The 19,082-nt window shown below is 68.2% G+C and carries 19 protein-coding genes; 10 read left to right on the forward strand and 9 right to left on the reverse strand.

The annotated features are described in order from the left end of the window. Nucleotides 1-281, forward strand: a 281-nt coding sequence (locus ACE3O8_RS08410; RefSeq protein WP_374388722.1) for a hypothetical protein, incomplete at its 5' end; no start/stop codon positions are given. Here ACE3O8_RS08410 and ACE3O8_RS08415 read toward each other — a convergent pair. Next, nucleotides 248-466: a DUF2093 domain-containing protein gene (locus ACE3O8_RS08415; protein WP_374388724.1), complete on the reverse strand. Its 219-nt coding sequence runs from the start codon at nucleotides 464-466 to the stop codon at nucleotides 248-250. The two genes, ACE3O8_RS08410 and ACE3O8_RS08415, sit on opposite strands and share 34 nt — an antisense overlap. Nucleotides 467-477: 11 nt before the next feature. Next, on the reverse strand, nucleotides 478-1,884 hold the full coding sequence (xseA, locus tag ACE3O8_RS08420; protein ID WP_374388726.1) for an exodeoxyribonuclease VII large subunit: 1,407 nt from the start codon (nucleotides 1,882-1,884) through the stop codon (nucleotides 478-480). A gap of 84 nt (nucleotides 1,885-1,968) precedes the next feature. Between xseA and purD the strand changes: the two genes are divergently transcribed. Continuing rightward, nucleotides 1,969-3,258 carry a phosphoribosylamine--glycine ligase gene (gene purD, locus ACE3O8_RS08425; RefSeq protein WP_374388728.1) on the forward strand — a complete coding sequence of 430 codons (1,290 nt, stop codon included), beginning with the start codon at nucleotides 1,969-1,971 and terminating at the stop codon, nucleotides 3,256-3,258. A 35-nt stretch (nucleotides 3,259-3,293) separates the two neighbouring features. After that, a complete protein-coding gene (locus ACE3O8_RS08430) occupies nucleotides 3,294-4,376 on the forward strand; it encodes a phosphotransferase family protein (RefSeq protein ID WP_374388731.1) in 1,083 nt (360 codons plus the stop codon). A 7-nt stretch (nucleotides 4,377-4,383) separates the two neighbouring features. Here ACE3O8_RS08430 and ACE3O8_RS08435 read toward each other — a convergent pair whose 3' ends face one another. Both ACE3O8_RS08435 and ACE3O8_RS08440 read right to left on the reverse strand, forming a co-directional pair. Next, a complete protein-coding gene (locus ACE3O8_RS08435) occupies nucleotides 4,384-4,770 on the reverse strand; it encodes a hypothetical protein (protein WP_374388733.1) in 387 nt (128 codons plus the stop codon). Next, the gene (locus ACE3O8_RS08440; protein ID WP_374388735.1) at nucleotides 4,767-6,065 is read right to left on the reverse strand and encodes a hemolysin family protein; all 1,299 of its coding nucleotides are present in this window, start codon (nucleotides 6,063-6,065) and stop codon (nucleotides 4,767-4,769) included. Before ACE3O8_RS08440 ends, ACE3O8_RS08435 begins: the two co-directional genes overlap by 4 nt. Before the next feature lie 193 nt (nucleotides 6,066-6,258). On the opposite strand from ACE3O8_RS08440, the gene ACE3O8_RS08445 reads away from it, so the two are divergent. Then, on the forward strand, nucleotides 6,259-6,951 hold the full coding sequence (locus ACE3O8_RS08445; protein WP_374388737.1) for an OmpA family protein: 693 nt from the start codon (nucleotides 6,259-6,261) through the stop codon (nucleotides 6,949-6,951). A gap of 90 nt (nucleotides 6,952-7,041) precedes the next feature. Here the strand turns inward: ACE3O8_RS08445 and pheT are convergent, their stop codons facing one another. From pheT to clpS, 5 genes are all read right to left on the reverse strand, one after another. Further along, nucleotides 7,042-9,402 (reverse strand): phenylalanine--tRNA ligase subunit beta, encoded by a 2,361-nt coding sequence (gene pheT, locus ACE3O8_RS08450; protein ID WP_374388739.1) that lies wholly within the window; start codon nucleotides 9,400-9,402, stop codon nucleotides 7,042-7,044. Next, nucleotides 9,399-10,472, reverse strand: coding sequence for a phenylalanine--tRNA ligase subunit alpha (gene pheS / locus ACE3O8_RS08455; protein WP_374388741.1), 1,074 nt, complete (start codon nucleotides 10,470-10,472; stop codon nucleotides 9,399-9,401). The genes pheT and pheS overlap by 4 nt, the downstream gene beginning before the upstream one ends. Before the next feature lie 144 nt (nucleotides 10,473-10,616). Then, entirely contained in the window at nucleotides 10,617-10,976 is a 360-nt protein-coding gene (gene rplT, locus ACE3O8_RS08460) for a 50S ribosomal protein L20 (RefSeq protein ID WP_374388742.1), read from the reverse strand. Nucleotides 10,977-10,988: 12 nt separating this feature from the next. Then, nucleotides 10,989-11,192: a 50S ribosomal protein L35 gene (gene rpmI / locus ACE3O8_RS08465; RefSeq protein ID WP_374388744.1), complete on the reverse strand. Its 204-nt coding sequence runs from the start codon at nucleotides 11,190-11,192 to the stop codon at nucleotides 10,989-10,991. Between the two features lie 648 nt (nucleotides 11,193-11,840). Next, a complete protein-coding gene (gene clpS, locus ACE3O8_RS08470; RefSeq protein WP_374388758.1) occupies nucleotides 11,841-12,200 on the reverse strand; it encodes an ATP-dependent Clp protease adapter ClpS in 360 nt (119 codons plus the stop codon). Nucleotides 12,201-12,512: 312 nt separating this feature from the next. Here clpS and ACE3O8_RS08475 point away from each other — a divergent pair, with 312 nt between their 5' ends. The 6 genes from ACE3O8_RS08475 (at nucleotide 12,513) to ACE3O8_RS08500 (ending at nucleotide 18,989) form a co-directional block, all read left to right on the forward strand. Then, nucleotides 12,513-13,643, forward strand: a complete 1,131-nt coding sequence (locus tag ACE3O8_RS08475; RefSeq protein ID WP_374388746.1) for an efflux RND transporter periplasmic adaptor subunit — start codon at nucleotides 12,513-12,515, stop codon at nucleotides 13,641-13,643. Then, nucleotides 13,640-16,762, forward strand: coding sequence for an efflux RND transporter permease subunit (locus ACE3O8_RS08480; RefSeq protein WP_374388748.1), 3,123 nt, complete (start codon nucleotides 13,640-13,642; stop codon nucleotides 16,760-16,762). Before ACE3O8_RS08475 ends, ACE3O8_RS08480 begins: the two co-directional genes overlap by 4 nt. After that, nucleotides 16,759-17,244, forward strand: a complete 486-nt coding sequence (locus ACE3O8_RS08485; protein ID WP_374388750.1) for a TspO/MBR family protein — start codon at nucleotides 16,759-16,761, stop codon at nucleotides 17,242-17,244. The genes ACE3O8_RS08480 and ACE3O8_RS08485 overlap by 4 nt, the downstream gene beginning before the upstream one ends. A 21-nt stretch (nucleotides 17,245-17,265) precedes the next feature. Then, nucleotides 17,266-17,580, forward strand: a complete 315-nt coding sequence (locus ACE3O8_RS08490) for an accessory factor UbiK family protein (protein WP_374388752.1) — start codon at nucleotides 17,266-17,268, stop codon at nucleotides 17,578-17,580. Nucleotides 17,581-17,733: 153 nt separating this feature from the next. Further along, entirely contained in the window at nucleotides 17,734-18,258 is a 525-nt protein-coding gene (locus ACE3O8_RS08495; protein ID WP_374388754.1) for a YbjN domain-containing protein, read from the forward strand. Nucleotides 18,259-18,683: 425 nt separating this feature from the next. Then, nucleotides 18,684-18,989 (forward strand): hypothetical protein, encoded by a 306-nt coding sequence (locus ACE3O8_RS08500; protein WP_374388756.1) that lies wholly within the window; start codon nucleotides 18,684-18,686, stop codon nucleotides 18,987-18,989. Nucleotides 18,990-19,082 lie beyond the last annotated feature (93 nt).

The following is a 19,082-nucleotide window of genomic DNA, read 5'->3' on the forward strand; positions in this document are numbered from 1 at the left end:
GAACCGGATATCCCTCCACCTGGATGACGCCTTTGCTTGTCCCGAACAGTCCGCGCGCGCTGGGTGCAGCAATGTGCATCTGCACCATCAACGCGACGCAATCCGACCGGTCGCCTTTAGGCTTGGTGGCGGTTTCACCAAAAAGCCCCCTTGCTGTAAAGGAGCCGTCGCCTTCCGGCGGATTGTTGCGCGCGCCTGTTGCTCAAGCGCCACAGTATACGATTCGCCCGATGCTGCAGCGCAATGTTCAGATCAGGCCCTTTTCCCGCGCCTCGGCATAGCGGCCGGCGGCCGCCTCGGCAGAGGCATAGGGCTCCTGCAGCTCGTGGCTCCAGTAGCGCAGCGCCTGCAGCGGGATCTTCTGCCCGGTCACGGCGCACAGCACATGGTCGCCGTCGGCGATCACCTTGAAGCTGCCGGACAGATATCGAAGCCTTGCAGGCCGGCCGGCGGAAAAGTTCAACATGTTCGGATCCTTCAGAAAAGCTGGCCCTGCGGCCCGCCGGGGGGCGGCTCCGCCGCCGGTTGGGAACGGGCCGTGGCAACGGTGGCAGGTCGCGCCACCACCTCGCCATCGGCAAAGACGATCCGCAGCTGCGGCGCGGCCCCGGCGTCTGCCGCATGGCGGGCGATCGCGCCGTCCGGCAACCGCACCAGCGTGAACCCCCGCGCCAGCACCGATTGCGGCGACAGCCCCTCTGCCAGCCGGAATCCGGCGGCCAGCGACGCCCGCGCGGCAGACAGCCGCGCCCTCAGCAGCGCCGGGTTTGGCGTCACCCGCGGGGAGGCGAGCAGCGCCCGCTCCCGCGCCAGATGATGCGCCAGCAGCCGGGGCGTCAGCCGTCCGCCCGCCGCCGCCAGCCGCGCGCCCAGCAGGCGCGCCCGCGCCATCAGCGCCCTCGGCAGCCGCTCGCCCGCGTCGTCCAGCCGCTGCCGCGCCAGCCCCGCGATCGCCTGAGGCCTCGGCAGCCGCGCCGCCATCGCCTGCAAACGCTCCGCCCTCAGCAGCCGCGTGCGCCGCTCCGCCCGCTGCGCCCGCAGCCCCAGGTCGGCCAGCGTCTCCAGCAGGTCCGCGCGCACCGGCACCGCCAGCTCCGCCGCAGCCGTCGGCGTCGGCGCCCGCAAGGCCGATGCGAAATCGATCAGCGTCGTGTCCGTCTCGTGGCCCACCGCCGAAATCAGCGGAATCCGGCTCGCCGCCGCCGCGCGCACCACGATTTCCTCGTTGAAGGCCATCAGGTCCTCGATCGATCCGCCGCCGCGCGCCACGATCAGCAGGTCGGGCCGCGCCCCGTCGGGCATGGCGTTGAAGCCGTTGATCGCCGCCGCGATCCGCGCCGCCGCGCCATCCCCCTGCACCGGCACCGGCCACAGGCTCACCCGGCGCGGAAACCTGTCGCGCAGCCGGTGCAGGATGTCGCGGATCACCGCTCCCTGCGGCGAGGTGACGATCCCGATGTGCGCCGGCAGGAACGGCCGCTGCGGCTTGGCCGCGCGATCGAACAGCCCTTCCGCCTCCAGCCGCCGCCGCCGCTCCTCGATCTGCTTCAGCAGCGCGCCGACGCCCGCCACCTCCATCCGCTCCACCACCAGCTGATAGCGGGAGGATTTGGGATAGCCCGAAAGCTTGCCCGTCGCGATCACCTCCAGCCCGTCCTCCGGCCGGAAGCCCAGGCGCTGGAAATTGCCCTTCCACATCACGCCGGCCAGCACGGCGTCGGCATCCTTCAGGTCGAAATAGGCATGGCCCGATCCATAGACCTTGAAGCCCGACAGCTCGCCCCGCACCCGGACCAGCGAGAACCGGTCCTCCAGCGTCCGGCGCACGCTCTGCGCCAGTTCGGAAACGGAAAATTCCGGAATGTTGGGCGCCTGCGAAGCCATGCCGAACGCCATACCGTCGCTTCGCGGCCACTTCAAATCCGCGCGCCCTTCCCTCTGTGGCGAACAGCGCCTAATCGGCGGCCCATGTCCAGCACAGCCTTTCCCATCCTCCTCCTCGGCAGCGGCGGCCGCGAACATGCGCTTGCCCTGAAACTCGCCGCCTCGCCGCTCTGCAGCCGGCTGATCGCAGCGCCCGGCAACCCCGGCATCGCGCAGGTCGCGTCGCTCGCACCGGGGCTCGACATCCTCGATCCGGCCGCCGTCACCGCCTTCGCGCAGGCCGAAGGCGCCGGTCTCGTCGTCGTCGGGCCGGAAGGGCCGCTGGCCGCCGGCGTTTCCGATGCGCTCCGGGCAGCCGGCATTCCCGTCTTCGGCCCCAGCGCCGCCGCCGCCCGCCTCGAAGCCTCCAAGGCCTTCACCAAGCAGCTGTGCGACGAAGCCCATGTCCCCACGGCCCGCTACCGCCGCTTCGATGCGCTGGAACCGGCGCTGGCCTATTCGGCCGCCCATGCCCTGCCCGTCGTCGTGAAGGCCGACGGGCTGGCCGCGGGCAAGGGCGTCACCGTCGCCCTCACCCATGGCGAAGCCGAAGAGGCCCTCAGGGACCTGTTCGCCAGCCCCGGCGCCGAAGTGGTGATCGAAGAGTGCATGACGGGCGAGGAAGTCAGCTTCTTCGTGCTGGCCGACGGCAAGACCGCCCTGCCGCTGCTCGCCGCGCAGGATCACAAACGTGTAGGAGACGGCGATACGGGGCCCAACACCGGCGGCATGGGCGCCTATGCCCCGGCCCGGGTGTTCACCCCTGAACTGCAGGCCCGCACCATGGCCGAAATCATTCAGCCCACGCTGAACGCGATGGCCGCGCGCGGAACCCCCTTCACGGGGGTCCTGTTCGCCGGCCTGATGCTCACCGAAACCGGCCCCAGGCTGATCGAATACAATGTCCGCTTCGGCGATCCCGAATGCCAGGTGCTGATGGCCCTCCTCGAAACGGATATGGCCGGGCTTCTGCTGGCAGCCGCCTGCGGAGAGCTCGCGGGCCGCGCCGCCACCTGGAAGCCCGGCACGGCGGCCGTCGTCGTCGTGGCCGCGCGCGGCTATCCCGGCACGCCCGCAAAGGGCGGCCTGATCTCCAATCTCGAAGCCGCCGAAGCCACCGGCGCGATGGTGCTGCACGCCGGCACCGCGCTCGATGCCCATGGCCGGCTGGTCAGCAGCGGCGGGCGGGTGCTGGGCGTCACCGCCGCCGGCCCCACGGTGGCCGAAGCCGTCGCCACGGCCTATGCGGCCGTCGAAAAGATCAGCTTTGCCGATGGCTTCTGTCGCCGCGATATCGGTTGGCGTGAAATCGCCCGCGAACGGGCAGACGGCTGACCGCGAAGGCCAGCCGCCAAGGGAAGGATCAAGGGATGGCGAGCCGCCAGGAACAGTTTTCGGGCACGACAGAGGTGCGCGAAGCCCACCGCTTCGACGAGGCCGCGCTCGAAGCCTGGATGCGCGACAATGTGCGCGACTATCAGGGCCCGCTCGAAGTCCGGCAGTTCAAGGGCGGCCAGTCCAACCCCACCTACAAGCTGATCACCCCGAAGCGCTCCTATGTGCTGCGCCGCAAGCCGCCGGGGCTGCTCATCGCCTCGGCCCATGCCGTCGATCGGGAATATCGGGTGATCACCGCGCTCTTCGCGCAGGGCTTCCCCGTCGCGGAAACCTTCGGCCTTTGCACCGATGAATCCGTCATCGGCACCTGGTTCTACATCATGGATTGCGTCGAAGGCCGCATCATCTGGGACGGCACCTTCCCGGATGTCCCCACGTCCGAGCGGCGCAAATATTTCGACGCCATGAACGACACGATCGCCCAGCTGCACAGCATCGACCCGGTCGCCGCCGGCCTCGGCGACTTCGGCAAGCCCGGCAATTATTTCGCCCGCCAGATCGGCCGCTGGTCGAAACAGTATCTCGAGGACGAGGCTGCCGGCCGCGTGCCGGAGATGGACAAGCTGGTGGAATGGCTGCCCGCCAACATCCCGCCCGGCGACGAAAGCGCCGTCGTCCATGGCGATTACCGCTGCGACAACATGATCTTCCACCCGACAGAGCCGAAGGTTCTGGCGGTTCTCGATTGGGAGCTCAGCACGCTCGGCCACCCGCTGGCGGATTTCTCCTATCACCTGATGATGTACCGCATGCCGCCCACCGGCACGGTCGGCCTCACCGACGTCAACCTGTCCGAGATGAACATCCCGACCGAGCTGGAATATGTGGAGCGCTATTGCGCAACCGTCGGGCGGAACGTGTCCGATGTCACGGCGAACATGGATTTCTACATTTCCTACAACATGTTCCGCCTCGCCGCGATCGTGCATGGCATCCGCGGCCGGGTGGTCAGGGGCACCGCCTCGAACGCGCATGCCAAGGCGATGTCGGCGACGGTCGAGCCGCTGGCGAAGCTGGCCTGGGAACAGGCGCTGAAGGCGGGCGCGAAGGGCTGAACCGCCCTCAGGCCGGGTCGTCCGGCCGCCTCACCTGCGGGTCGCGGACCAGTTCGCCGTCCAGCACGGCGCCGGGTCCGCGCATCCCGGGGTCGCGCTCCAGCTCGGCCCCCATGTCCCGCAGGCCGTCCACGGTGCGGCTGCCCATCCAGGCAAAGGCCAGGATCAGGCCCATGCCCATCAGCCAGAAGATGATCACCAGCCCCTGCGCCAGCCCGCCCGCCATGGCGAGCCCGTCCGCCAGCCACTGGGTCCGGGCCAGGTCGATTTCCAGCCAGCGGCTCACCGTCGTCACCGCCGCGCCTCCCGCCCCGGCGATGCCGTGCAGCAGCCAGGCAAACAACGACCACAAGGCCGCCAGCAGCCCGAACAAGCCCCAGACAAGTCCCTTCATGCCACCTCCACACGGGATACGATCAGCTTGTCGATCTTCCGCCCGTCCATGTCCACCACCTCGAAGCGCCAGCCGCGCGCGTTCACCGATTCACCCGTCGTCGGGATGTGCCGCAATTCGGCCAGCACAAGTCCGGCGACGGTCTGGTAATCCCGCTCATCGTCCAGCCTGAAATCCAGCCGCTCCGCCAGTTCGTCCGCCGCGACGCTGCCCGATACCAGCCAGCTGCCGTCCTCGCGCTGCACCAGCGCCGGATCGGTCTGGTCGTCCATGTCCGAACGGAACTCGCCCGCAATCGCCGCGAGCAGGTCGGCCGGCGTCACCACCCCTTCGAAATGGCCATATTCGTCGATCACCACCGCCATCGGCACCTCGGCGTCGCGCAGGGCGGCCAGCGCCGCGGTCGCTTCCGCCACGTCCGGCACCACGGGCGCCTTGCGCACCAGCCCGGGCAGCCCCAGCGGCTTGCCCTCCAGCAGGGCGGCCAGCGCATCCCGCGCCTGCACCACGCCCACAATCCGGTCGATGGAGCCTTCGCCCACCAGCAGCCGGCTGTGCGGCGTGGCGATCAGCCGCGCCCGCACCTCGGCCTCAGGCGCGTTCAGGTCCAGCCAGTCCACCTCGGGCCTCGGCGTCATCACCCCGCGCACCGGCCGGTCGGCCAGCCGCATGATGCCCGAGATCAGCTCCCGCTCCTTGCCCTCGATCACCCCGGCGACTTCGGCTTCCTGCACCACATGGCGCAGCTCCTCCTCCGTCACGCTGTTGTCCGCGTCCCGCCGGATCCCCATCAGCCGGAAAATGAATCCGGTGGAAGCGTCCAGCACCGACACGAACGGCCCCGTCAGCCGGGTCACGAACTGCATCACCGGCGCCACGATCACCGCGATCCGTTCCGGCGCGCGCAGCGCCAGCTGCTTGGGCACCAGTTCGCCCACGATCAGCGACAGATAGGTCACCACCACGATCACCAGCACGAAACCGGCATTGCCCGACCAGCGCGGGGGCACCCCCAGCGATCCCAGCCAGTCCGCCGCAGGGCCCGCCAGGCTCGCGCCCGAATAGGCCCCGTTGGCGACGCCCACCAGCGTGATCCCGATCTGCACGGCAGACAGGAAGCGCCCCGGATTCTCCTGGAGGTTCAGCGCGGTTCGCGCGCCGCGCACATTCGCGCGCTCCATCACCGACAGCCGCGGCTTGCGCGCAGAGACAATCGCCAGCTCGGCGCCGGCAAAGAAGCCGTTCAGCGCAATCAACGCGAGGATGATCGCGACATCGGTCCAGGGAAAGGCCATGATCGGAGGGGTTATGCCGGTAGCCGCAGAATTTCTCAAGCCGGCCGGGCGGCCGTCCATTCGGGATAGTCAGCGGAACTTCAACGGTCTATTCAGCTTGTTGCCGGGGCAGGTCGCAGGCTGTCCGTCAGCCTGCCGCACAGCCAACCGGCTGAGCACAGGTCTTGACAACAGGGACTGAGGAGAGAGGCAAATGGCCATCCCGGCACGCAGGCAGAAGTCGCAACTGATGATCGGCGGGGCGCTTGCCGCGCTTCTTCTCGTCACCGGCTGCACCACCGATCCCGTCACCGGACAGCAGACGATCACGCGCGGCGGCAAGGGCGCGCTCGCGGGCGGGTTGGGCGGCGCGCTGCTCGGCGGGCTCATCGGCGGCAACACCGGCGCGCTCATCGGCGCGGGCGTCGGCTCCATCGCGGGCGGCGGCATCGGCTCCTACATGGACAAGCAGGAACGCGAACTCCGCCAGGCCACCGCAGGCACCGAAATCCAGGTGGAACGCCAGGGCGACGAGATCAAGCTGACCTTCCCCGACACCATCACCTTCGATTTCAACTCCTATGTCGTCCGCCCGGAAATGCGCGGCCAGCTTCAGGAAGTGGCGAAGGTGCTGAACGCCTATCCGTCCACGGTCATCGGCGTCTTCGGCCACACCGACAATGTCGGCTCGGCAGAGGTCAACCAGCGCCTGTCCGAACAGCGGGCGGGGGCAGTCGCCGGCACGCTCGAAAGCTTCGGCGTGGCGCGTGCCCGGATGCAGCCGCGCGGCTTCGGCTTCACCCAGCCGGTCGCCTCCAACGACACGCCGGAAGGCCGCGCCCAGAACCGGCGCGTGGAAATCCGCATCATCCCGGTCAGCCAGGAACAGATCCAGCAGGCACAATAGCCGTCTGGCACATCGAAGGGCGGGTTCCGGCCCCGCCCTTGTTTCCTGTCCAGGGGTCCGGCGGCTCAGCCGCCGGCCTCACCGTCCGGATTACCCCCGCAGCACCGCGCCGACCTTGCCGGCGGCCGCCACGACAGCCTTGCCCACCGCCTCGATCTCGGCGTCGGTCAGCGTCTTTTCCACCGGCTGCAGCGTCACCGTCACGGCCAGGCTCACCTGCCCGTCGCCCACGCCCGCACCGGCGAAGCGGTCGAACAGCCGCGCATCCACGATCAGCTGCTTGTCGGCGCCCTTCACCGCGCGCACCAGCGCTTCGGCCTGCACGGTTTCCGGCACCAGGAAGGCAAAGTCGCGCGTCACCGGCTGCAGGGCCGGCGGGCTGAAGGCCGGGCGCGCCCGCTTCCCCCGCCGCTCCGGCACGGCATCCAGATGGATTTCCGCCGCAGCCGCGCCCGGCAGGTCGCCCAGCACGTCGGGATGCAGCTCGCCGAATTCGGCCAGCACCACCTTGCCCAGCACCAGCTTCGCAGAGCGTCCGGGATGATAATGGCCGCTGGCCGGCTGCACCGTCTGCAACCGCTCCACCGGCGCGCCCGCCGCCGTCAGCACGGCGATCACCTCGGCCTTCACGTCGAAGGCGTCAAAGCTCCGCGCCTTGCCCGTCTGCCAGCCCTTCGGCTGCGCCTCGCCTGCCAGCAGCAGCGACAGCGTCGGCCGCTCCCCGTCCGGCAGATAACGGCGCCCATATTGGAAGAAGCGCACGCCGGCCGCACCGCGCGCCAGGTTGCGCTCCGCCGCCGCCACCAGCCCCGGCAGCAGCGAGGTGCGCATCACCGCCAGTTCGGCAGACAGGGGATTGTCCAGCTTCCAGTGAAAACCGCCGAACTTCGCGGCCTCGGCTTCGGAAATGAAGCTCCAGGTGATCGCCTCGTCCAGCCCGCGCGAAGCCAGCAGCCGCTTGCACCGGCGCTCCAGCTTCTGGGCAGCGGTCGCGGTGGGCGTCGCCACGCCGTCCACCCGCGGCAGCGGCACAGACTGCACCTTGTCCAGCCCGTGCAGCCGCACGACTTCCTCGACAAGATCGGCCGCCCCGTCCACGTCGCGCCGCCAGCTCGGCACCGTCACATCCCAGGGAACATCGCCCGAAACGCCAAAGCCCAGCCGCTCCAGAATTGCCTTCTGCTCCGCCACAGACACATCCAGCCCGCCCAGCGCCAGCGTCCGCGCCGGATCGAACCGCACCGTCTTCGCCACGATCGGCGCCGCACCCGCCCTGGCGATGTCCGAAACGCGTCCCCCACACAGCCCGGCCACCATCGCGGCCGCCAGGTTCAGCCCCGGCTCCACGAACGCCGGATCAACGCCCCGCTCAAAGCGGGACCGCGCGTCCGATGTCAGCCCCAGCGCGCGCCCGGTCTCCCCGATCCGCGCCGGATCGAAATAGGCCGCCTCGATCAGCACATCGGTCGTCGTGTCCGAAACGCCCGATTCCATGCCGCCCATGATGCCGCCGATGTCATGCACATGCGCCTCGTCGGCGATCACGGTCATGCCCTCGTCCAGCGCATAGGTCTTGCCGTTCAGCGCCTCCAGCGTTTCGCCCGCCTTCGCCCGGCGCGCCACCAGCCCGCCCTTCAGCTTCGCCACATCATAGACATGCAGCGGCCGGCCATGGCCGATGGCGAAATAGTTGGTCACGTCCACCAGCGCGGAAATCGGCCGCAGCCCCGCCTTCGTCAGCAGGTCCTGCAACCATTGCGGCGAAGGCCCGTTCGCCACCCCGGAAACCGATCGCGCATAAAAGGCCGGGCAGCCTTCGGGATCGTCGGTGCGTACCCCCACCGCGACCGGCCCGCCTTCCGCCAGCACCGGCGGCGTCAACGGCTTCAGCGCCCCCAGCCCGGCCGCCGCCAGATCGCGGGCGATGCCGTAAACCCCCATGCAGTCCTGCCGGTTCGGCGTGATCGCCACCTCGAACACGGGATCGTCCAGCCCGGCCCAGGCCGCAAACGCCGCGCCCACCGGCGCGTCGGCCGGCAGCTCGATGATGCCGTCATGGTCGTCGCCCAGCAGCAGTTCCCGGTTGGAACACATCATGCCGTTGGATTCGACACCCCGGATCGCGGCCACCTTCAGCACCACGTCCAGCCCCGGCACATGCGCGCCCGGGGGGCCGAACACCCCCACCAGCCCAGCACGCGCGTTCGGCGCGCCGCACACCACCTGAAGCCCGGCCCCGGCGCCGGTATCGACAGACAGAACCTGCAGCTTGTCGGCCTGCGGGTGCCGCTCCGCCGTCAGCACCTTCGCGATCACGAAGGGCTTCAGTGCGTCGGCCGGGTTTTCCACCCCTTCCACCTCCAGCCCCAGCCGCGTCATCGCGGCCGCCAGGTCTTCGGCGGTCGCCGTCGTCTCCAGATAGCGCTTCAGCCAGCTCAACGGAAATTTCATGCGCCCACTCCCGCAGACAGGGTCGGCACGTCGAGCGCCGCAAAGCCGAAATGCTTCAGCCAGCGAAGGTCCGCGTCAAAGAAGGCGCGCAAATCCGTCATCCCATATTTCAGCATGGCCAGCCGATCGATGCCGCAGCCAAAGGCAAAGCCCTGCCACTCGTCCGGATCCAGCCCGCAGTTTTCCAGCACCCGGCGATGCACCATGCCCGCGCCCAGGATCTCCATCCAGGAAGACGTCCCGCCGATCTTCAGCGTGCCGCCCTCCCACGAACAGCCGACATCCACTTCCACCCCCGGTTCGGTGAAGGGAAAGAAGCTCGGCCGCAGCCGCAGCGTCACGTCATCCACCTCGAAGAAGGCCTTCACGAAGGTCTCCAGCGTCCATTTCAGATGCCCCATATGGATGCCCCGGTCGATCACCAGCCCCTCCACCTGGTGGAACATCGGCGTGTGGGTGGCATCCGAATCGGATCGGTAAACCCGCCCCGGCGCAATGATGCGGATGGGCGGCTTCCCGGCCATCATCGTGCGGATCTGCACCGGGGAGGTGTGGGTGCGCAGCACCATCCTTTCACCGCCACCATCCGGCGTCGCATAGAAGGTGTCGTGCATCGCCCGCGCCGGATGCTCGGGCGGAATGTTCAGCGCGGTGAAATTGTGCCAGTCGCTCTCGATCTCCGGCCCCTCGGCCACCGCAAACCCCAGGTCCGCGAAGATCTCCGACAGCTCGTCCATCACCTGGCTGATCGGATGCACGCTGCCCGCCACCAGCGGCGCGGCCGGCAACGACATGTCGATCCGCTCCGCCGCCAGCCGCGCGGTCAGCGCCGCCTTCCCCAGATCGGCCTTCTTCGTCTCCAGCGCCCCGGAAACAGCTTCCCGCAGGGCCTGATAGACTGGCGCCACCGTCAGCCGCTCCTCGGGCGGCAGTCCGCCCAGGCTCTTCATCAACTGGGTGATCGTGCCGGATTTGCCAAGCGCGGCCACGCGCACGGCCTCCAGCGCCTCCAGCGTGTCGGCGGCGGCAATCTGGGCGAGGGTTTCGCCGCGAAGGGCGTCGGTGCTCACGGGCTTGTTCCTATGCTCTGTCGGTCGCGCGGCGGGTTAGCGGGGCGGGCCGGAAAACGAAAGCGGGGGGCGCAAAAACAAAGGGGCGCGGGAAGGCCCAAAGCCTTCCCGCGCCCCTCATGTCCTCATGCAGGTCGCGCGAGATCAGGCCTTGGCGCCAGCCATCACCTGGTCAAACACGGCCTTGAACGCCGCCGGCTCGTTCATGGCGAGGTCGGCCAGAACCTTGCGGTCCAGCTCCAGGCCAGAGTTCGAGAGCGCGTGCATGAACGCCGAATAGGTCACGCCCTGCTCGCGGGTCGCCGCATTGATCCGCTGGATCCAAAGCGCCCGGAAGCTCCGCTTCTTAACCTTGCGGTCGCGATACGCATATTGGCCGGCCTTCTCGACCGCCTGCCGCGCGATGCGGATGGTGTTCTTGCGACGGCCATAATAGCCCTTCGCCTGTTCAAGAACGCGCTTATGACGCGCACGGGCGGTAACGCCCCTCTTCACACGTGCCATGTACCGGGCTCCTTACTTCAGGCCATAGGGGGCCCAGGCGACCACCCGGGCCGTATCGGCCTCGGACAGAACGCTGGTGCCGCGGTTCTGGCGGATATATTTTCCGTTGTGGCTGATCAGGCGGTGGCGCTTGCCGGCCACACCATGCTTGATCTTGCCGGTCGCGGTGATCTTGAAGCGCTTCTTCACACCGCTCTTGGTCTTCAGCTTGGGCATTTCGGCTCCTTTCGTTCCCCTCGCGGGGATTGGGGCGAGTTCAGGATCAGCCACGGCAGCCCATGTTCGCCGGGCGGATCACAATCAGATCTCGCGATTGAAGCGCGGGGCTGTATTGATTTCTTCGCGTTTTTGCAAGCGCCCTCAGACGCCGGCGCTCCGCATCCGCTCCCCTTGGCTTTCGCGCCACCCGGCGCGGCAGCCGGGATTGCTTAAGCCCCTCAGGCGCCGGGCGGCGGGCATCCGCCCGCCTTGGCTTCCTCCGCTCCGCTCCGGGCGCGCAGTCGCGCTTGCGGCCGCTGTGCGGCCGGGATTGCTTAAGTCCCTCAAACGCCGGGCGGCGGGCATCCGCCCGCCTTGGCTTCCTCCGCTCCGCTCCGGGCGCGCAGTCGCGCTTGCGGCTGCTGCGCAGCCGGGATTGTCCACCGATGGATTTGGGCTGAAACACCCCGGCCGCAGGCCGCAAGGCCGACCGGCCGCCCGGAGCGAAGCGGAGGAAGCCAAGCGGAGCGGATGCGGAGCGCCCGGCGTCTGAGGGACCAAGGCAAAAACCGGCCGCGCAGCGGCCGCAAGGCCGACCGGCCGCCCGAGCTTATGCGAGGAAGCAAGCCGCCCGGATGGGCGGCGCCCGCAGGGACCAGAAAAAACTCACGCCTTTTCGACCGTGCACTGGAGGGGGTGCTGATGCTGCTTGGCGAAATCCATCACCTGCGAAACCTTCGTTTCCGCCACCTCATAGGTGAAGATGCCGCACACCCCCACGCCGCGCTGATGCACATGCAGCATCACCCGCGTCGCATCCTCGATGCTCATCCGGAAAAAGCGCTGCAGCACATGCACCACGAACTCCATCGGGGTATAGTCGTCGTTCAGCATCAGCACCTTGTACAGCGAAGGCTTGCGCGTCTCCGTCCGCGTCCGCGTGACGACACCGGTTCCCGTCCCCGGGTCGCCGCCGGCGCCATCCTCCTCGCCGGAAGGCCCGCCCCGCACATCCATTGCCTGCATTCCGCGCATGTCCAGATCGAACATCCTGCCCACGATCGTTGCACCGGGAACAGGCCCCGCCGCCCGCTGTCACGGCGCCGGCAAGGGCCTGTTTATCCGCAGAGATAGTGGATGGCAGCCAGTGGGTCAAAGGTCCGTGCTGCAATCGCCGCTTTCGGCGCAATTTTTCCGGCCCAGCCGTCCGATTTGTCGGATTTATCCGCACTTGCCGAACAGATGTTGCAATGCGTTCATCCTGCATCCATCTGCTCCGCACCTAGACTTCGACTCGTCCCCGGCCGGACCCGCCACAAGCCTCAGGAGCCGCGCGCCTTGATCCGCACCCCCGACAGACTACGCCCCTTCCTTTTCCTGTCCGTCGCGGCCCTGTCGCTTTCAGGCTGTTCGCTGGTGGATTCGATCACGGGCAAGTCCGGCGCCGCGGCCGAAAAGGGCGGAAACGCGAAGGGCGGGCCGGGCTCGCCGCCCGCCGTCGTGGTGGAAAAGGTCGCCTACACCCCGCTTGTCGATTCGATCGAGGCGGTCGGCACTGCCCGCGCCAACGAACAGGCCGATCTCAACTCCACCGTCACCGAACGGATCGATCGCATCAACTTCGCGGATGGCCAGTTCGTGCCGCGCGGCGCCGTCATCGCCGAACTGGTGCGCTCCGAACAGGGCGCCAACCTCAAGGAAAGCCAGGCCCGCCTCCGGGAAGCAGAGCTGCAGCTGGCGCGGCTGAAGCAGCTGCAAGGCCAGGGCTTCGCCACCAAGGCCCGGATCGACGAGCAGCAGGCCAGCGTCGATGTCGCCCGCGCGCAGACGCAGCAGGCCAGCTCGCAGATCGCCGACCGGGTGATCCGCGCCCCCTTCTCCGGCTATCTGTCGCTCCGCCGCATCTCGCCCGGCACGGTGGTGAACGCCGGCACCACGGTCGCCACGATCGTCGATCATTCACGGATCAAGCTGGATTTCACCGTTCCCGAAACCTTCCTGCCCGCGCTGAAGCCGGGGCTCGAGATCTCGGCCCGCGCCGCCGCCTTCCCCGGCGAGGAGTTCCGGGGCCGGATCGCCTCCATCGATCCGCTGGTCGATCCCGTCACCCGCGCGGCCACCGCGCGCGCCGTGCTGCCGAACCCCGATCTGCGCCTGCGCCCCGGCATGCTGATGACGGTCGATATCAAGTCCGACCCGCGCGACGCGCTGACGGTGCCGGAACTGGCCGTCGTGGGCGAAGGCAGCGGCGCCTATGTCTGGCGCGTCAGCGAAGACAATCAGGCGTCGCGCACCATCATCAGGGCCGGCACCCGCCGCGACGGCCGCGTGGAGGTGCTGGATGGCCTGAAGGCCGGCGAACGGGTGGTCGCCGAAGGCACGGTGAAGCTCCGCGGCCCCGGCCCGATCAAGCCGGTCGAGCGCGAAGCGGCGGCCAAGAACGCCCCCGAAGCGGTGCCGGCGGCATGATCCTCTCCGACATCTCGGTCCGGCGCCCCGTCTTCGCCGCCGTCCTGTCGCTCCTCCTGTTGCTGGTGGGCATCGTCTCCTTCACGCGCCTGCCCGTCCGCGACCTTCCCGCGATCGAGCCGCCCATCGTCTCCATCGACACCACCTATCGCGGCGCCAACGCGCAGGTCGTCGAAAACCAGATCACCCAGATCATCGAGGACCGGATCTCCGGCATCGAAGGCATCGAGACGATCGCCAGCCGCTCGCGCGACGGCCGCTCCGACATCACCATCGAATTCGCCGCCTCCCGCGACATCGACGCCGCCGCCAACGACGTGCGCGACCGGGTGGCGGGCGTCCTCAACCAGCTGCCCGAAGCCGCCGACCCGCCGCAGATCAGCAAGGTCGATGTCGATGCCCAGCCGGTGCTGTGGATCAACGTGATCCAGCCAGATTGGACGCCGATGCAGCTGACGGATTACGTCCAGCGCGTCCTCGTCGACCGCTTCGCCTCGGTGAACGGGGTCAGCCGCGTCCAGATCGGCGGCGAAGCGCGCCAGGCGATGCGGATCTGGCTCTCGCGCTCGCAGCTCATCGCCTTCGGCCTCACCACCTCCGATGTCGAGGCCGCACTGCGTCGCCAGAATGTCGAGCTGCCCGCCGGCCGGATCGAGGGCAGCGCCGCCAACCTCACCGTCCGCATCACCCGCCAGTTCACCAGCGCGCAGGATTTCGCCAACCTCATCGTCGGGCGCGGCCCGGATGGCTATCTCGTCCGCCTGGGCGATGTCGCCCGCGTCAGCCTCGAGCCGGAGAACCGCTACAACTTCTTCCGCTCCAACGGCGAACAGGCGATCGGCCTCGGCATCGTGCGCCAGTCCGGCGCCAACACGCTCCAGGTCGCGGATGATGTGAAGGCGGAAATGGAGCAGGTGAAGTCGATCCTGCCCGAAGGCATGGAACTCGCCGTCAGCTTCGACAGTTCGCAGTTCATCGAACGCGCGATCGGCAATGTCTGGCAGACGCTGGCCGAGGCCGCGATCCTTGTCGTCGCGGTGATCTTCGTCTTCCTCGGCTCGTTCCGCGCCACGATGATCCCCGCGATCACGGTTCCGATCTGCCTCATCGCCACCTTCGCGGTGCTCTATGTGCTGGGCTATTCGCTGAACCTGCTCACCCTGCTCGCCTTCGTGCTGGCGATCGGCCTCGTCGTCGACGATGCGATCGTGGTCCTGGAAAACATCTATTACCGCATCGAACGCGGCGAACCGCCGCTCGTCGCCGCCTATCAGGGCGCCCGCCAGGTGGGCTTCGCCGTCGTCGCCACCACGGTCGTCGTCTGCGCGGTGTTCGTCCCGCTCTATTTCATCGCGGGCAACACCGGCCTTCTCTTCCGCGAACTCGCCGGCGCGATGATCGGCGCCATGGCCTTCTCCGGCTTCGTCGCCCTGTCGCTGACGCCGATGCTCTGCTCCAAGCTGCTGCGCCGGGAAACCGGCCACAACCGCTTCACCCAGTGGTTCGACCGGCAGTTCGATCGCGTCCAGCGGCGCTATGTCGCCGCGCTGGACAGGCTGCTGGATCGCCCCGCGGTCGTGGGCGGCGCGGCCGTCGGGTTCGTCGCGCTCTGCCTCGGCCTCGGCGCCACGCTCCAGTCCGAACTCGCACCGGCAGAAGACGTCGGCTACTTCTTCGCCAATGTGCAGGCCGCCGAAGGCACCGGCTACGACCGGATGAAGTCCTACATGCAGGACCTGCAGGACAAGATGATGCCCAAGGTTGGCGAAGGCCAGCCGATCCGCCGGATGATCATCCGCGCCCCCGGCAATTTCGGCGCGACCGAGGATTTCTCCAGCGGCGGGATGACGATCTTCCTCGTCCCATGGGAAGAGCGCAGCGTCACCACCCAGCAGGTGATGGACGAAACCCAGAAGATCATCGGCCAGGATCCCCGCGTGCGCGGCAACGCCTCCTCCGGCAACACGCTCAGCCGGGGCCGCGGACGCCCCATCCAGCTGGTGATCGCCGGCAACAGCTTCGAAGAGCTTGCGAAGGCCCGCGACGCGATCTTCAAGGCCGCCGAAGGCAATCCCGCCGTCATCGATCTCGACAGCGACTACAAGGAAACCCGCCCGCAGCTGATCGTCGACATCGACACCACGCGCGCCGGGGATCTCGGCGTGCAGATCGCCGACATCGGCGCCACGCTCGAAACCATGATGGGCAGCCGGCGCGTCACCACCTTCATCGACCGGGGCGAGGAATATTATGTCGTCCTCCAGGCCGAAGACGCCGACCGCGCCACGCCCGACAACCTCTCCAACATCTATGTCCGCAGCCAGACGACCAGCCAGCTGATCCCGCTTTCCAACGTGGTGAAGCTGCGCGAAGCGGCCCAGGCGGGCGAACTCGGCCGCTTCAACAAGCAGCGCGCCATCACCATCCAGGGCAACCTCGGCCCCGGCGCCACGCTGGGCGAGGCGCTGGACTTCCTCGAGGATGCCGCGCTCCAGCAACCCGCCGTCACCGCCGTCGGCTATCGCGGCGAAAGCCAGCAGCTCCGGCAGACAGGCTCGTCGCTGTGGGTCGTCCTCGCGCTCACCATCGTCCTCGTGTTCCTGGTGCTGGCCGCGCAGTTCGAAAGCTGGATCCACCCGGCGGTCATCATCCTCACCGTTCCCCTCGCCGTCGGCGGCGGCCTGTTCGGGCTGTGGATCATGGGCGGCACGCTCAACCTCTATTCGCAGGTCGGCATCGTCATGCTCGTCGGCCTCGCGGCAAAGAACGGCATCCTCATCGTGGAGTTCGCAAACCAGCTCCGCGACGAGGGCGTGGCCTTCCGCGACGCCATCATGGAAGCGTCCGAGCGCCGCCTGCGCCCGGTGCTGATGACATCGATCGCAACCGTGGCGGGGGCGGTTCCCCTCATGATCGCGCGCGGCGCGGGCGCCGGGTCGCGGCAGGCGATCGGCGTGGTGATCGTGTGGGGCGTCAGCCTCGCGACGCTCCTCACCCTGTTCGTGATCCCCGTCTTCTACGCGGCGCTGGCGCGCCGCACCCGCTCGCCCGAAGCGATCAGCCGGGAACTGGAAAAGGGCCTGAAGGAATCCGGCCAGCAGCCGGCGCCCGCGGAATGAGGTGGCGCCCCCTCCTCTCCGCACTTGCCGGGGCCGTCCTCCTCAACGCGCTCGGCGCGCTGTCGGCCGCGATGTCCGGCCCGATGGCCGGCGGCGCCTGGTATGATGCGCTGCAAAAGCCCGCGCTCCAGCCGCCCGGCCCCGTGTTCGGCATCGCGTGGACGATCCTCTACAGCCTGCTGGGCGTCGCCCTCGCCCGCCTCTCGCTTGCGCCCGCCTCCCGCGCCCGCACGGTCGCCCTCGCGCTCTTCCTGCTGCAACTCGCGCTCAACCTGGCCTGGTCGCCGCTGTTCTTCGGCGCGCGCCAGATCCTGCCGGCGCTGGCCCTGCTGGGCGCGATCCTGCTGCTCGCCATCGCCGCCACCTTCGCCGCCCGCCGCGTGGACGGGCTGGCGCCGTGGCTCATGCTTCCCTATCTTGTGTGGCTGAGCTTCGCACTGGGGCTCAACTGGCGTATCTGGGCGCTCAATCCGGGCGCCTGAGCCGGGCCGATAACCGTTGGAGTGACAGACGACATGCAGAACCAGAATCCCTTCTTCGAGGATTTCTCGCGGCTGATGTCGTCGGTCGCGGGCACCATGGCCGGCGCCGGCCGCGAGGCAGAGACCCGGATGCGCGAACGATTCCGCGAGATGATGGGCGGAATGGACATGGTCAGCCGCGAGGAGTTCGAAGCGGTGAAGACCATGGCCGCCGAAGCGAAGGCCGAGCTGGAGGCCCTGAAGGCCGAACTGGAAGCCCTTCGCGGCACGGCAGCGCCGGCCGCAAAGCCGGATCGCGCGCCGCGCGCGAAGGCGCAGAAGATCGACATCAGCTGAACAGGGGCGACCCCCGCCGGCTCAGTCCATCCACAGATAATGCAGGGCGCAGATGGCACGGCTGCTTGCCAACATCTGCGTCCGGCGCAATATCTGGTGGAGCAGGAGCGGGGGCGACCCCAGCCCTAGGGGCAATGATTTGAGGACCAAAGCATGACCAGCCTGCAATTCGACATGGGCGCCGATCCGCTCGCCCCGATCGACACGCTGGAACAATATTTCGCCAGCCACAACTGGGCCTTCGAACGCGATGGAGACGAAGAGATCGTCACCACCGTCAAGGGCAGCTGGTCCGATTATGAGCTGCGCGCCCTCTGGCGCGAGGAAGACCGCGTCCTCCAGTTCATCGCCCTCACCGGCATCAACGCCGGCGCCCAGCGCGTCGCGCCCGAAACGCGGGCCAACCTGTTCGAAACGCTCGCCTTGGTGAACGAGCAGCTGTGGATCGGCCATTTCGAGATCTGGTCGGCAGACGGCGCGATCCTGTTCCGGCACGCCGTGCTGCTGGATGGCCCTGACGACGCCGCCCTCACCATGCCGCAGGCCCACGCCCTGGTCGATGCCGCGATCGACGAATGCGAACGCTATTACCCCGTGTTCCAGTTCGTGCTGTGGGGCGGCAAGGGCCCGCGCGAGGCGCTGGCGGCCGCGATGGTGGAAACCGAAGGCGAAGCCTGAATCAGGCCCTTCCGCGCGCCCGTCTCGCGCGGATTCGAATCGGCCCGCACACGCCCCACCTTTCGAGTCGGGCTCACATTTCACCCCGGAAATCCGCCGCCGGCCTAGGTTCAGCCATGCAAAAAGCGCAGGGCAGCGCCAGCCATTGCTGCATAGCAGAATTCATAGGCGCGAATAACATCATTGTTTTATTGCATTTTTTATGATGAATCCGGCAATGAATGTTGCATCGCAGCATGGCATGCTGCAAAAAACTGCGTGGCACTCAATTTTCCCATTGACGGGAACTGAGTGGAACTTTAATTCAACATCATCGAATTGAGTGCCGCTCGGTTCAAGCCCGGTATCGTCCGGGAAAATCAGGGGGGCACCGGCAGCCGGCCCGTTTCAGATGCCTGCCTGCCGCTGGTTGAAAGGATCAAGTCATGCGCGCCATCAAGATGACCGTCGCTGCCGCCCTCTCGGCCGCCAGCCTCACCCTCGTCGCTGCTCCGGCCCTCGCCAACGATGCCGAAACCTGCGCCGTCGCTCCGGTGAAGCTGCGCACGCTGGCCGCCTCCGCCCAGCCGGAAGCCGCCCGCAAGGCCGAACGCAACATCGCCCTGGGTGAAGCCCTGTGCGACGCCCGCAACCGGTCGGAAGCCGCGAAGAAGTTCAACCTCGCCGCCAAGTCCCTCGGCACCGAACTGGCCGCCGTGATGACGACGCAGGCGAGCGCCTCGGTCCAGTAAGACCGGGAACTCCCTCCCACAGACGGGCCGCTACCCTCCCCCCTCCCTGCGGCCCGTCTCCCAGAAGGCGGCGACCCTCCCACAGGGTCGCCG

The sequence above is a fragment of the Sandaracinobacter sp. genome, from assembly GCF_041909755.1.
Taxonomy (GTDB): Bacteria; Pseudomonadota; Alphaproteobacteria; order Sphingomonadales; family Sphingomonadaceae; genus Sandaracinobacteroides.

Excerpts from the sequence above, each read along its gene's own strand:
- ACE3O8_RS08415 (WP_374388724.1), bottom strand. The coding sequence starts at position 466 with ATGTTGAACTTTTCCGCCGGCCGGCCTGCAAGGCTTCGATATCTGTCC.
- xseA (WP_374388726.1), bottom strand. The coding sequence starts at position 1,884 with ATGGCTTCGCAGGCGCCCAACATTCCGGAATTTTCCGTTTCCGAACTG.
- purD (WP_374388728.1), top strand. The coding sequence starts at position 1,969 with ATGTCCAGCACAGCCTTTCCCATCCTCCTCCTCGGCAGCGGCGGCCGC.
- ACE3O8_RS08430 (WP_374388731.1), top strand. The coding sequence starts at position 3,294 with ATGGCGAGCCGCCAGGAACAGTTTTCGGGCACGACAGAGGTGCGCGAA.
- ACE3O8_RS08435 (WP_374388733.1), bottom strand. The coding sequence starts at position 4,770 with ATGAAGGGACTTGTCTGGGGCTTGTTCGGGCTGCTGGCGGCCTTGTGG.
- ACE3O8_RS08440 (WP_374388735.1), bottom strand. The coding sequence starts at position 6,065 with ATGGCCTTTCCCTGGACCGATGTCGCGATCATCCTCGCGTTGATTGCG.
- ACE3O8_RS08445 (WP_374388737.1), top strand. The coding sequence starts at position 6,259 with ATGGCCATCCCGGCACGCAGGCAGAAGTCGCAACTGATGATCGGCGGG.
- pheT (WP_374388739.1), bottom strand. The coding sequence starts at position 9,402 with ATGAAATTTCCGTTGAGCTGGCTGAAGCGCTATCTGGAGACGACGGCG.
- rplT (WP_374388742.1), bottom strand. The coding sequence starts at position 10,976 with ATGGCACGTGTGAAGAGGGGCGTTACCGCCCGTGCGCGTCATAAGCGC.
- rpmI (WP_374388744.1), bottom strand. The coding sequence starts at position 11,192 with ATGCCCAAGCTGAAGACCAAGAGCGGTGTGAAGAAGCGCTTCAAGATC.
- clpS (WP_374388758.1), bottom strand. The coding sequence starts at position 12,200 with ATGCAGGCAATGGATGTGCGGGGCGGGCCTTCCGGCGAGGAGGATGGC.
- ACE3O8_RS08480 (WP_374388748.1), top strand. The coding sequence starts at position 13,640 with ATGATCCTCTCCGACATCTCGGTCCGGCGCCCCGTCTTCGCCGCCGTC.
- ACE3O8_RS08485 (WP_374388750.1), top strand. The coding sequence starts at position 16,759 with ATGAGGTGGCGCCCCCTCCTCTCCGCACTTGCCGGGGCCGTCCTCCTC.
- ACE3O8_RS08495 (WP_374388754.1), top strand. The coding sequence starts at position 17,734 with ATGACCAGCCTGCAATTCGACATGGGCGCCGATCCGCTCGCCCCGATC.
- ACE3O8_RS08500 (WP_374388756.1), top strand. The coding sequence starts at position 18,684 with ATGCGCGCCATCAAGATGACCGTCGCTGCCGCCCTCTCGGCCGCCAGC.